A 13,111-nucleotide genomic window follows, 5' to 3' on the forward strand; every position below is an offset into this window, starting at 1 on the left:
GGGGAGCCGCTCCAGCGGCTCCAGCGGCTCCAGCGGCTCCAGCGGCTCCAGCGGCTCCAGCGGCTCCAGCGGCTCCAGCGGCTCCTGAAGGCCGCATACCCTCGTACGCATGACATCCCGCGCAGCGACCCGCCCCCGCATCGTGGGAACGGTGACGCGCGGGACGACCAACCCCAACCGCCTGCGCCGTATGGACCGCTGGATCGCGGCCACGCACGGCGCGGAGCTGCGCCGTGCCGCCGACCCCGTGACGGTCGACCTCGGGTACGGCGCCGCCCCCTGGACGGCCGTCGAGCTGCTGCACCGACTGCGTACGGTCGCGCCGCGCACGCGCGTGGTCGGCGTCGAGATCGAGCCCGCCCGGGTCGCGGCGGCGCTGCCGTACGAGCGGGCGGGGCTCGTGTTCCGGCACGGCGGCTTCGAGATTCCGGTCCCGCAGCGGCCCCTGCTCGTCCGGGCGGCGAACGTGCTGCGGCAGTACGAGGAGGGCGAGGTCGCGGCCGTGTGGGAGCGGCTGTGCGGGCGGCTCGCCCCGGCCGACCCGGCCACCGGCGCGCGCGGCGGACTGCTGGTCGAGGGGACCTGCGACGAGATCGGGCGCCGGCACGTGTGGGTCGCGCTCGGTCCGGAGGGGCCGCGCACGGTCACCTTCGCGACCCGTCTCGGCTCCCTGGAGCGCCCCTCGGACCTGGCGGAACGCCTGCCGAAGGCGCTCATCCACCGCAATGTCCCGGGCGAGCCGGTGCACGCCTTCCTGCGCGACTTCGACCGCGCCTGGGCGGCCGCAGCGCCCTACGCCTCCTACGGCGCCCGGCAGCGGTGGATCCGGACGGTTCGGGACCTGACGGCGGACTGGCCGGTGACGGACCGACCGGTGCGGTGGCGGCAGGGCGAAGTGACGGTGCGGTGGGAGGCGTTGGCCCCGCGGGGCTGAACTCACCGGCATCGCCCGTCGGCACGCCCCGTCGGCACGCCCCGTCGGCATGGCCCGGCATGGCCCGGCATGGCCCGCCGGGAACGATCTCTTTGAGTCGTTCGTCACACAGACGGGGAGATCGTCATGCCGGGGGCATACCGGTGCGGGGGTGGCGGGAAGCACTACCTCTGTCGCTTTGGGCGCCGGCATGGCAGCATCCCAGACGAACCGGATGTTACTGACGGTTAATCAGTTGGGGGCTGAGGTATGGGAACGGGCAAGCGTGGCCTGATCGCGACGGCTGTGGCCGTGGTCTGCGCGATCACCGTGCTGGCGGCACCGGGCACGGCGTTCGCCAGCCCGAGCCCCTCCCCCGCTCCGAGCGCGAGCTCAACGCCCGGGCCCAGCAAGGACCTCGAGGCCGTACGCGAGAAACTCGACAAGCTCTACCGCGCCGCGGGCCGTGCCACCGACGAGTACAACGCCGCCGAGGAGAAGGCGGACAAGCAGTCCGCCGAGATCGTCGAACTGGCCAAGAAGATCGTCAAGGGCAAGGAGAAGCTGGCCAGGCTGAAGGACCGGGCCGGCGCCTCGGCCGCCGCGCAGTACCGCGGGGGCGGACTGCCGCCCGAGGCCCATCTGACGCTCAGCGACGACCCGCAGGAGTTCCTCGAAGGAGCGGTCCGGGTCCGCCAGGGCCAGCACGCGGCCAAGGGCCTGATCGGCGAACTGACCCGCACGCAGCAGGACCTGGAGCAGTACTCCAAGGACGCCTCCGCGCAGTGGAAGAAGCTGGAGGCGGGCCGCAAGGCCAAGGCCGCCGCGCAGAAGAAGATCGAGAAGCAGATCAAGCAGGCGGAGAAGGTCGAGTCCGAGCTGCAGAAGGACGAGCAGAAGCGCCTCGCCGAGCTGGAGAAGGCGGCCGCGGCCGCGGCGCAGTCCGCCTGGCTCGGCTCCGGCGTCCTCGACGAGATCAGCGGCAAGGCGTCCGAGCAGGGCAAGAAGGCCGTCGAGTACGCCACGGCCCAGATCGGCAAGCCGTACCAGTGGGGCGCCGAGGGCCCGAAGACCTACGACTGCTCCGGGCTGACCTCACAGGCCTGGACATCCGCCGGCCGCGGCATACCGCGCACCTCGCAGGAGCAGTGGAAGCGGCTGCGGCACATCGACGTCCAGGACATGCGGCCCGGCGACCTCATCATCTACTTCGACGACGCCAGCCATGTCGCGATGTACATCGGCGACGGGGCGATGGTGCACGCCCCGCGCCCCGGGCGGGACATCACCGTCGCGGGAGCGGGATCCATGCCTATCCTCGGGGTGGTAAGGCCGGATCCCGACACCGACGCCGGGTGAACATATCGGGCATCAGGCACTTTTGGTGACCCGGCCCACGTGACCCACCGCACGCCGGGCTCACCGGCAAACACGTGTCGGCGTGACGTTCGTCATCTCCGCGGCATCTCCGGCCTGTCCAACTGCGGTACATATCGCGGCATATGACACTGGCCGATGGCGCAGCGGCGTGGCTCACACCATTCCTATGCGGCGCCGACACCCGCTATGGTCCCCGTCGGTGGGTCGAGGTCCCTCGCCCCCGCCATGCCCTCGGGGGGAGGGAAGGAACCCAAGACAATGCCCGTACCCATACCGCGGCAGAGAGCGATCCCGGCCGTGGAGAGTGGTCAGGCGCAGGCCGCGTCCCCGTGCGGCGGACCCGCCGAGGACTCCGTCACGGACGCCTCGACCTCGGCCCCGCGCACGCCGGACACCGCCGGGAACATCACGGAGAAGGTGGAGAACAACACCGCCCACACCAATCTGACCCTGCTGCTGATCGAGGACGACCCGGCCGGTTCGCCGATCGTGCCGGACATGCTCGACCAGGCAGGCAAGCCGATCCGCGTTCGCACGGCCCGCAATCTGACCGAGGCCGGGCGGCTGCTGACGGACGACGTCCACTGCATCCTGCTGGACCTCGCGCTGCCGGCACCGGGCCACAGCGACTCCGAGGACGAGCTCGCCGTGCTCAAGCACGTGCTGGAGCTCGCGCCCCGGCATGCCGTCCTGGCGCTGACCGCGTCGGGCGACGCCGAGCGCGGCGCGGAGGCGGTGCGCGTGGGCGCCCAGGACTACCTGTTCCGCGACGAGCTGGACGGCCGGCTGCTGAGCCGCGCGATCCGCTACGCGGTGGAGCGCAAGCGTTCCGAGTCGGCCGAGCGCCGGCTCGCCGAGGGCCGCCTGCGGGCCCAGGAGAACCGCCGCCTGGAGCGCGGTCTGCTGCCGACCCCGCTGCTGGAGGGCTCTCCGCTGCGGTTCGCCGCCCGCTACCGCCCGGGCCGCTCGCGCGCCCTGCTCGGCGGTGACTTCTACGACGTCGTCCGCACCCCGGACGGCACGGTGCACGCGATGATCGGTGACGTGTGCGGCCACGGCCCGGACGAGGCCGCCCTCGGGGTGGAACTGCGGATCGCGTGGCGCGCGCTGACGCTCGCGGGCCTGTGCGGCGACCAGCTGCTGGGCACGCTCCAGCAGGTGCTGGAGCACGAGCGGGCCGACGACGAGATCTTCGCGACGCTGTGCACGGTGGACATCGCGCCGGACGGCCGCCGCGCCGGCCTGTGCCTGGCGGGTCACCCCTCGCCGCTGCTGGCCCGCCCGGGCAAACCGGCCCGCCTGCTGCCGTACGACAACAACGGACCGGCCCTCGGGCTGCTGCCGGGTGCCCGCTGGCCGCGTATGCAGGTGGAGCTGGGTGCCGAGTGGAGCCTGATGCTCTACACCGACGGCCTGATCGAGGGCCATATCGGCCAGGGCCGGGAGCGGCTCGGCCAGGAGGGTATGACCGAGATGATCCGCCGCCAGTTCGCCGAGGGACTGCGGGGCGAGCGGCTGCTGCGGGCGGCGGTGAACGAGGTGCGCGCCCTCAACGGTGGCGAGCTGACGGACGACGTGGCGGTACTGCTGCTGGACCGGGTGCCTTAGCCCCGGGATCCAGCGCTGCCCAGGGGGCCGCCTGCCGGAGGGTTTACCGGCCGCCGTTCCAGGGACCGTACGGGCCGTCGCTGCTGGAGCCGCGCTGGCTCCGGCCGCCGCCGGGGAGCGCGCGGATGGCCGGGCGGACGTCGACCATGTACACGATCGTCGCGATGAGCCCGATGATCGGCAGGAACGACAGGATCGGGAAGAGCAGGTTCACCACGAAGGCCAGACCGAGGATGATCAGCCAGAACGGCTTGGTCTTCTTGTCGGCCGCGCGGTACGCGTCCTCCCGCCGCACGGCGGCGTCGAACAGCGCGAAGCCGCTGAAAATGATCAGGGCCATGCTCAGAAGCCACATCAACCCTGTGAAGCCCTGCATCAGCACAACATCCACCACCAGACTCGGCTCGTCCCTACGCGGTCACCGTACCCGTACAACGGGCCGGGCACCCCCAGGGTGCCCGGCCCGTGTGCGTTGCCGCCCTTGATCCGGCGGCCGCCGTCCTACTTGGCCGGCGGGGTGGTCTTCTTGGCCGTGGTGGTCTTGCGCGCCGGAGCCTTCTTGGCCGGGGCCTTCTTCGCCGGGGCGGCGGCGGCCGGCTTCGCCGGCTCCTCCTTGACCTCGACCGGCTCGGGCTTCGGCTCGACGGCCACGGCCAGCTCCTCGACGCCCTCGGCGACGTCCTCGATGCCCTCGGCGGCCTCGCCGCGCCAGGTGCGCACGGCCTGCTCGCCGTGCTCGGCGACCTTCTCGTAGGTCTCCCGGGCCTTGACGGCGTACTCGGCGGCCACGCCGACCCCGCGCAGCGCGAAGTCCTGGGCGTTCTCGCCGAACTTCTTCAGGTCGGCGTCGAGGTTGCTGCCGAGCTTCTTGAAGTCGGCGTCGAGGGAGCCGATGAACCCCGTGACCTTGGTCTGCAGGGTCTCCTGCGTCTCCTTGACGCGGGCGGAGGCCTCCTTGGCCCGGGCGGACGCCTTCTCCTGGACGGCCTTGGTGTCGGTGTTGCGTACGGCGTCGATCCGCGCCGGAGCCTCGGCCCGCAGCTGCTCCACCAGGGCCGGCACCTTCTTCGCCTGCTGGAGGGCGAGGTCGGCGGTGCCGGCGGCGAAGTAGAGCGGAGTCGGGTCGCTGAGGGTCTTGCGCAGGTCGTCGGTGATGGCCATGGTGAGGGTCCTCCCGGATTCTGTCTCGCTTGAGGGTTCGGCTGAGGGTGTGTGATCCGCAGCGGAGCGGCCGGTGCCCTGGTCCGGCTCAGCCGGCCGTCTGCTGCGGGTCGGTGTCACTGCCGCCGGTGGCCTTGCGGGTCCGGCGGGTGGCGGACGTACCGTCGGCGTTCTTGCGGGTGCGGCGAGCGGCGGACGTACCGCCGGTCTCCTTGCGGGTGCGGCGGGTCGCGGGCGTACCGCCGGATTCCTTGCGGGTCCGACGAGCGGCCGACGCACCGCCGTCTCTCTCGTGGGTACGGTCCTCGGCGGGCCGGCCGCCGTCGGCCGTGCGGGTCCGTCTGCGTATCTCGGTGCCGCCGTCCGAGGCGTCCCCGTCCGCATCCGCCGCGCCTTCACCGACCACGACCTCGACGACAGCGGCGCCGTCGTCGGAGCCGCCGGAGCCGTCGCCGGTCCCGAACCCGTTCTCCTTGCGGAAGGACTCGTAGATCTGCAGCAGCACCTGCTTCTGCCGCTCGTTCAGCGTCGGGTCCGCGAGGATGACGGCACGCGTCTCCACCTCGTCCCGGTCCCGCTCGGCGTCGAGAATGCCGGCGCGGACGTACAGCGTCTCGGCGGAGATCCGCAGGGCCTTGGCGACCTGCTGCAACACCTCCGCGCTCGGCTTGCGCAGCCCGCGCTCGATCTGGCTCAGATACGGATTGGACACCCCGGCGGCATCGGCGAGCTGCCGCAGCGACAGCTGCGCGTTGCGCCGCTGCTCGCGCAGGTAGTCACCGAGATTGCCGACGTTGAGCGATGCCATGCCTCCACGGTGCCGCACCTCGCTAACTTTTGCAAGCACCCGCTTGCAAAAGTGCGCCGCGCCACGCGGTCGCCGCCGTTGCCCATCAACGACCTGTCCTGTCTCTGTGATGTCCGGGCAGTCTCGGAGAACTCCGGGCAAGTGAGCTGACGCCTCAATCATCTCCGGGCATTTGGTGGGCTGCCTCGGTCTTCTCCGGGTACGCCGCTCTGGCTGTCCCTACGGTCGTTGTGGCTCGTCGGCGTCGCACCGGAGGCCCGGATGGATGCGCGTGAGGTGTCGGCGGAGGACATCGAGCTGGAGTAGGTCAGCGCGTTCGGGGGCGCGTGAGCGGGGGCCGCTGGGTCGTTTGTGGCCGGTCCGGTTCGAGTCGGTACGGCCCGAGCGGCGATTTCCGGTGTTGCCCGCAGGACGGGAAATCCGCAACAGGACGTCATGGTCTGGATGTCGAAGCATCACGACCAGGTCTGCATCCCCCATCGTCTCTGGATCGGCCGCGCCGTCGACAGCGCGGCACGACAATACGACCTGGCTGACCTGCCTGAAGTCGTCCAGGCCCAGCGGCGGCACTACCGGCTGTTACGCCGCTACGGCCCAGCAGTGATCGCTGCCTGCTACGAGCGCTGCTCCACCTTCTGGCACAGCCTGTTCCAGCGGGGCTACCGCCTGAGCGATCGGGCAGAACGGCTCCGGCGGATGTCGCCGAACGACCGCCAGGTCCGCCCTTGGGAACCACAGCGATACGCGGCGGTCTATCCCGAGATCGTCGAAGCCATGTCGCTCTACGCTCCCTTCGCACCACCGCAAGACACTGGTTTCTCACCGAGATGATCATGACTGCATGGCGCATCGAACTGGCCATCAAGTCCGCCGAGATCAATGAAAACCAGCGGGACTTGCCCGGAGTTGAGTGAGACGCACTGGCGAAACGTGTCTCACCCAACTCCGGGCACCTCACGTCATCGCGGCACGGGTGACCGCACCACGAAACCACCGCCCGTCACCGGTCCGAACATCGCTCAATGCGGGGGCAGAACTCCGTGATCACGGCGTCAGGCGCACTCTTAGCGGCGCTCATCGGTCTCTCCGGCGCGCTCTGGGCGACCATCGGCAACCAACGAAAGCAGCAACAGGCACAGCGCGACGCCTGGAAAAAAGACGGTCAGCGTACCTCCCACCCGCTTCTCCTCGTCCCCGGTCGGCATTGACAACCACCCTCACACCCCTCCACCATCATTCCACTAATCAAGTAGTGGAATGATGGTGGTGATCGTGGAGTACCGCATCGACAGGCGGAGCGGGGTCCCCGCCTTCCAGCAGATCGTGCAGCAGACCAAGCAGGCCCTCCGGCTGGGCGTACTCGTGCCGGGTGACCGGCTGCCCACCGCCAAGGAGGTCGCCGCGACCAGCACGGTCAACCCGAACACCACCCTCAAGGCGTACCGCGAGCTGGAGCGCGAGGGCCTGGTCGAACCGCGACCGGGCCAGGGCACCTTCGTACGCCGCACGCTGGGCCGCCCCGAGACGGGCACCGACTCGCCGCTGTACGTGGAGCTGGTGGCGTGGATGTCGAAGGCGGCCGGGGCCGGTCTGGAGCAGGAGGACGTGGCCGCGCTGGTCGCGTCGGCGATGGAGAAGCAGTACGCCGCCGGGAACGTGGCGGCGACGGGGTCCACGACAACGGGGTCCACGGGGGCCACGACAACCAGGAGCACAGGTGAGTGAAGGTATGTACGCGGGGGAACCGGCGATCGAGGCGTACGGGCTGGGGATGCGCTACCGGCGGGGCTGGGCGTTGCGGGACTGCTCCTTCCGGCTCCCGGCGGGACGGATCTGCGGCCTGGTGGGACCCAACGGGGCGGGCAAGACCACGCTGCTGAGCATCGCGGCCCATGTCCTGCAGCCGACGAACGGCTCGATCAGCCTGTTCGGTGAGACTCCGGGCTCGGTGGAGTCCGGTCGGCGCACAGCGTTCCTCGCCCAGGAGAAGCCCCTGTTCCGCCGCTTCACCGTGGCGGAGACCCTGCGTCTGGGCCGGGAGCTGAACCCCGGCTGGGACCAGCGTGCCGCCGAGGACATCATCCGCGCGGGCAACGTGCCCTTCGACGCGAAGATCAGCACCCTCTCCGGAGGCCAGCGCACCCGCGTCGCCATCGCCCTCGCCTTCGGAAAGCGCCCCGACCTGCTGATGCTCGACGAGCCGATGTCGGACCTCGACCCGGTCGTGCGCCACGAGATCATGGGCACCCTCCTCGCCGAGGCCGCCGAGCGCGGAACCACCGTGCTGATGTCCACCCACGTCCTGGCCGAACTGGAGAACGTGTGCGACTACCTCGTCGTCGTCTCCGGCGGCGGAGTGCGCCTCGCCGGTGACGTGGACGAGCTGATGTCCGTGCACACCCTGGTCACGGGCGCGAAGGAGGGTGACGGCATGCCTCCCGCCCTCGCCCTCGGGCACCACACCCTCGTCGAGTCCCGGACCAGCGGACGGCAGTTCACCGCGCTCATCCGCCCCGAGGGCCCGGTCACCGGCCCCTGGGACATAAACGCCCCGAACGTGGAGGAACTCCTGCTCGCCTATCTCCGCTCACCCGACGCACCACCGCTGATCACCCCCACCGCACAGGTCCATGGCCAGGGGTTCGGCACCGGGGCGGTGGCGGCATGAGCACCTTCACCCGCAGCTCGACCAGCACCTCGACCGGCTCCACGAGCGACGGCAAGAACGGGACCATGAACGGGACCACTGACGGGACCTTGAACGCGACCACCACGGAGGCCAACCGGCGCCCCCGACTCAGCGGTATGACCTGGCTGGTCTGGCGCCAGCACCGGGCCGCGTTCTGGACGATCCTCGCCGCCACCGCGCTCTCCGTGGCCTGGATCGTCTACCAGCGCGGCCAGCTGGTCGACTTCCTCGACGGCTACGGCTATCCCGGCAAGAGCCTCGACGAGGCGGGCAGCAAGTTCCAGCAGTACAACGACGCGTTCTCCTTCGTCTCCATGGGTCTCCAGGCGATACCCATCCTGCTCGGTGTCTTCCTCGGCGCCCCGCTCATCGCGGGCGACCTGGAGAACGGCACCGCCAAGCTGGTCGCCGCCCAGTCCATGAGTCGGACCCGCTGGCTCGCCACGAAGCTGGCGCTGGCCGGACTGGTGGTCGTGGTGAGCACGGGCGTGTTGTCGGCGGTGTTCGGCTGGTGGTGGAACCCCGTCAAGTCCGAGGTCACGGTCATGGACTGGACCTCGGGCGGCGCGTTCAACACGACGGGCCCGGTGCCTGTCGCCCTCACCCTCTTCTCCGTCTTCGGCGGGGTGGCGATCGGTGTGGTGCTGCGGCGCACGCTGACGGCCATGGTGGTCACCTTCGGTTTCACCGTCGTCCTCCAGCTCGTCTGGGGCTACTTCCTGCTGGCGCTCGGCAACGTCGTCACGGTCACGACGAACAAGGGTGTCACGGGCGAGAACGTGTCCCCGTCGCTCCCCCACGGCGCCTACGAAATCGACCAGTCGTATCTCACCGGCAGCGGGGATCTGGTGGGATGGGGCACCTGTTCGGGGTCGCAGACCGACGCGGCACGGCAGGCGTGCCTGGACAAGGCCGATGTCGTGGGCTGGTCGGTGGATTACATCCCGATGTCGCAGATGAACGGTATGCAGTGGTTCGGGGCGTCGATTCTGTTCGCCCTGACCGCCGGTGTCGTGGCGTTCCTCTTCGTCGGGGGCCGTAAGCGGCTCGTCTGAGTCCGTACGCCCCGCGCCCCTTTGCGAAGGGGCGCCTCTTTCCCCCTCTGTTTCTTTGTCCCGTCCGCCGGGCTGCTCTGCCATGCCCGAAGGTCCGGAGAGAAAGGCATGCCTTGAATCACCGTAAGAGGCGACCGAGTGAGGCTTCCGCTCTCGCCGTGCTCGTCGCCGCCGCCCTTACCGCGGCCCTGCTCGGTGCCCCGGAATCCGGGGCCGCACAGTCCGCCGGCGGTACGGCAGGTACGGCAGGTACGGCCGGCGCCCTCGGCAGGGCCAGGACAGTCACCCTCGTCACCGGCGATCGGGTCACCCTGGACGCCACCGGACAGGTCACCGGTGTGCGGCCCGGCAAGGGGCGGGAAGGTACGGCCTTCCGAATAGCGCGGGACGCCGACCGCACCTACGTCGTGCCGCGTGATGCCGAGCGGCTCCTCGCGAACGGCACCGCCGACCGGCGGCTGTTCGACGTGACGCAGCTGGTCAAGTGGGGTTACGACGACGCGGCCCGCCCCGACCTCCCGCTGATCGTGACGTACGCCAAGGGCCGCACCCTCGCGCCGAGCGCGCTGTCCGCCGCCGGAGCCCGGGTCAGCCGGGACCTGTCCAGCGTCAACGCGGACGCGCTGAAGGCCCGTAAGTCCGAGGGCGCCGAGCTGTGGGAGGCGCTCACCGGGAGCGGGGGGACGGCGCGGGAGAGGTCGGCCGCCGCCGACCGGGTCGAGAAGATCTGGCTCGACGGGAAGGTCGAGGCGGCCCTCGACCGGAGCACCGCCCAGATCGGCGCCCCCGAGGCCTGGGCGGCCGGGTACGACGGCACGGGCGTCAAGGTCGCCGTGCTGGACACCGGGGTCGACGGCACGCACCCGGATCTGAAGGGCCGTATCGACGCGGCGAAGAACTTCTCCGAGGCGGCGGACACCGTCGACCGGGTGGGTCACGGCACGCATGTGGCGTCCACGGTCGCAGGGTCCGGCGCGCACTCCGGGGGGAAGTACAAGGGGGTCGCGCCGGGCGCCCGGCTGATCAGCGGCAAGGTGCTCGACGACGGCGGCTACGGCGAGGAGTCCGGCGTCATCGCCGGTGCGCAGTGGGCCGTCGCGCAGGGCGCCGAGGTGGTCAACCTGAGCCTGGGCGGCCCCGACAGCCCCGGTGACGACCCCCTCGAACAGGCGGTGGACGAGCTGTCCGCCTCCTCCGGCGCCCTCTTCGTGATCGCCGCCGGCAACGAGGGCCCCGCCGCCGGCACCGTCGGTTCGCCGGGCAGCGCCGCCGCCGCGCTCACCGTGGGCGCGGTGGACCGCACCGACGCGATGGCCGATTTCTCCAGCCGCGGCCCGACGGCGGACGGTTCCCTCAAGCCCGACCTCACCGCCCCCGGCGTCGACATCGTCGCCGCGAAGGCCGCCGAGGGCACGGAGGGCGACCCGGCCGCCGACGGCTACGTCTCGATGACCGGTACGTCGATGGCGACCCCGCATGTCGCGGGCGCCGCCGCGATCCTCGCCCAGCGCCACCCCGACTGGACCGGTGAGCGCATCAAGGCCGCGCTCACCGCATCCGCCAAGCCGACCGCCGGTGTCTCGGCGTTCGCGCAGGGCACGGGCCGTACGGACCTCACACGAGCCCTCGACCAGCAGCTCACCACCAACCCGGCCACCCTCGGCTTCCCCGCCCAGCAGTGGCCGCACACCGACGACCAGCCGGCCACGAAGACGGTCACCTACCGCAACGACGGCGACCGCCCCCTCACCCTCGACCTGAGCACCGAGGCGTACGGCGAGGACGGAAAGCCCGCCGCCGAGGGCATGTTCGAGGTCTCGCCGAAGCAGCTCACGGTTCCGGCGAGCGCCACCGCGACCGCCCAGGTCACCGCCGACAGCGGCGCGGGCACGGCCGACGGCTCCTTCGGCGGCGCGCTCACCGCGACGGACGGCGCGGGTACGACCGTACGGACCGGCATCGGCGTACACCGCGAGGTCGAGTCGTACGACCTGACGGTCAAGCACCTCGACCTGCGGGGCAAGACCGCCACCCGTTCGCAGACCGGGGTGCAGGGCCTGGACAACGAGATCTGGCAGGACTACTCCGACGACACGGACGGCGAGTTCACCGTACGGCTACCCAAGGGGCGTTACAGCCTCGAAGGCCGGATCGACACGGGCGCGACCCCCGACGCCGACTCCGGGGAGCTGGCCCTCCTCCTCAACCCGAAGTTCTCGCTCACCCGTGACACCACCCTCGTCATGGACGCCCGCGAGGCCAAGCCGATCCGGATCACCGTGCCGGACAGCAGGGCCAAGCACACCGACGCCACCCTCAACTACGGGTTCGACATCGGCGGGAACCGGAGCACCTCCACGTACGACATGGGCGACTTCGGCAGGCTGCGCGTCGGTCAGTTCGGGGCCCGGCTTCCGGCGGGCGAGGCGTTCGCGCAGTACAACGGCACCTGGACGCACGGCAGTACGCACTACCGGCCGACCTGGAACCGTACCGGCGACCTGTCGGGCTTCACCGCGAACCTGAAGCGCGGGCAGTTCGCCAAGGTCACGCTCGCCGCCGGTGCGCCCGCCAGGGGCAAGACGGCGACGCTCGTCGCCGCGCCGATGACTCCGGGCGGCTCGTCGTTCGACTTCCACCTCGACACGCGCTCGCTGCCGGGCGCTTTCACCGAGTACGTCCTGCCGGGCGTGCGGTGGCGGTACTCCGTCTCGCAGGACGGAGGCAAGGACGCGGACGGCGAACCGGTGTGGGAGGCCGGCCAGTGGATCGCGAAGCCCCGCTCGTACAGCGCGGGCAGGCAGTACACCGAGCGCTTCAACACCGGCGTCTTCGGCCCGCACCTCACCGGCCCGCTGACGGACGGCGAGGACCGCCCCGGCGCGGTCCGCGTCGGCGACACCTTCCTCGCCTACCTCCCCCTCTTCTCCGACGGCGCCGGCCATATCGGCGACTCCCGGTACAGCAGGGCCAGGAGCACCCTGTACGCGGGCGGCACGCGGGTCTTCGCCGTGGACACGCCGCTGACCGACGTCTCGTACGAACTCCCCGCTGCCAAGCGCCCGTTCCGTCTCACCACGGACGTCTCCCGCCCCACCACGCTGTCCTCGGTCAGCACCCGGGTCACCGCCGAGTGGACCTTCACCTCCGCGCACGTCACCGGTGTCGGGCAGCGGCTGCCGCTGTCGGTGGTCCGCTTCACGCCCCGGCTGTCCACGGAGAGCACGGCCAAGGCGGGTACGCGTTTCTCTGTCCCGTTCACGGTCGAGGGCGCGGCCACCGCGCGCACCGCCCGCAAGTTGGCCTTCTCCGTCTCGTACGACGACGGCCGGACCTGGCACCCGGCGAAGGCGGTCGACGGCAAGCGCCTCGACCTGCGTCACCCGGCGAAGGCGGGCGCGGTCTCTCTGCGCGTGACGCTCACGGACGCGGCCGGCAACACCCTGAAGCAGACGATCCACCGGGCCTATCGGACCGTCAAGTAGGCCTCTGTACAG

General features: G+C 70.9%; 11 protein-coding genes. 8 read left to right on the forward strand and 3 right to left on the reverse strand.

Annotated elements, in window-relative coordinates:
• Positions 1-109: 109 nt before the first annotated feature.
• From ACZ58V_RS34335 to ACZ58V_RS34345, 3 genes are all read left to right on the forward strand, one after another.
• On the forward strand, positions 110-934 hold the full coding sequence (locus ACZ58V_RS34335; protein ID WP_471295030.1) for a class I SAM-dependent methyltransferase: 825 nt from the start codon (positions 110-112) through the stop codon (positions 932-934).
• Between the two features lie 249 nt (positions 935-1,183).
• Positions 1,184-2,272, forward strand: a complete 1,089-nt coding sequence (locus ACZ58V_RS34340; protein WP_471295033.1) for a C40 family peptidase — start codon at positions 1,184-1,186, stop codon at positions 2,270-2,272.
• Positions 2,273-2,551: 279 nt separating this feature from the next.
• Positions 2,552-3,901, forward strand: coding sequence for a PP2C family protein-serine/threonine phosphatase (locus tag ACZ58V_RS34345; protein WP_471295036.1), 1,350 nt, complete (start codon positions 2,552-2,554; stop codon positions 3,899-3,901).
• A gap of 43 nt (positions 3,902-3,944) precedes the next feature.
• Here the strand turns inward: ACZ58V_RS34345 and ACZ58V_RS34350 are convergent, their stop codons facing one another.
• The 3 genes from ACZ58V_RS34350 to ACZ58V_RS34360 form a co-directional block, all read right to left on the reverse strand.
• Positions 3,945-4,277, reverse strand: a complete 333-nt coding sequence (locus tag ACZ58V_RS34350) for a DUF2516 family protein (protein ID WP_031107860.1) — start codon at positions 4,275-4,277, stop codon at positions 3,945-3,947.
• A gap of 125 nt (positions 4,278-4,402) precedes the next feature.
• On the reverse strand, positions 4,403-5,062 hold the full coding sequence (locus ACZ58V_RS34355) for a hypothetical protein (protein ID WP_468193872.1): 660 nt from the start codon (positions 5,060-5,062) through the stop codon (positions 4,403-4,405).
• A gap of 88 nt (positions 5,063-5,150) precedes the next feature.
• Positions 5,151-5,870 (reverse strand): helix-turn-helix domain-containing protein, encoded by a 720-nt coding sequence (locus ACZ58V_RS34360; RefSeq protein WP_471295039.1) that lies wholly within the window; start codon positions 5,868-5,870, stop codon positions 5,151-5,153.
• A gap of 444 nt (positions 5,871-6,314) precedes the next feature.
• Here ACZ58V_RS34360 and ACZ58V_RS34365 point away from each other — a divergent pair, with 444 nt between their 5' ends.
• The 5 genes from ACZ58V_RS34365 (at position 6,315) to ACZ58V_RS34385 (ending at position 13,099) form a co-directional block, all read left to right on the forward strand.
• Positions 6,315-6,701 (forward strand): hypothetical protein, encoded by a 387-nt coding sequence (locus tag ACZ58V_RS34365; protein ID WP_471295041.1) that lies wholly within the window; start codon positions 6,315-6,317, stop codon positions 6,699-6,701.
• 426 nt (positions 6,702-7,127) lie between these two features.
• Complete coding sequence (locus ACZ58V_RS34370) at positions 7,128-7,595, forward strand: GntR family transcriptional regulator (RefSeq protein WP_328439966.1); 468 nt, start codon at positions 7,128-7,130, stop codon at positions 7,593-7,595.
• A 4-nt stretch (positions 7,596-7,599) separates the two neighbouring features.
• A complete protein-coding gene (locus ACZ58V_RS34375) occupies positions 7,600-8,538 on the forward strand; it encodes an ABC transporter ATP-binding protein (RefSeq protein ID WP_471295162.1) in 939 nt (312 codons plus the stop codon).
• Positions 8,535-9,614: an ABC transporter permease subunit gene (locus tag ACZ58V_RS34380; protein ID WP_471295043.1), complete on the forward strand. Its 1,080-nt coding sequence runs from the start codon at positions 8,535-8,537 to the stop codon at positions 9,612-9,614. The genes ACZ58V_RS34375 and ACZ58V_RS34380 overlap by 4 nt, the downstream gene beginning before the upstream one ends.
• Positions 9,615-9,772: 158 nt before the next feature.
• Entirely contained in the window at positions 9,773-13,099 is a 3,327-nt protein-coding gene (locus ACZ58V_RS34385; RefSeq protein ID WP_471295046.1) for a S8 family peptidase, read from the forward strand.
• Positions 13,100-13,111: the final 12 nt, after the last annotated feature.

This window comes from Streptomyces sp. NPDC040589, assembly GCF_055594445.1.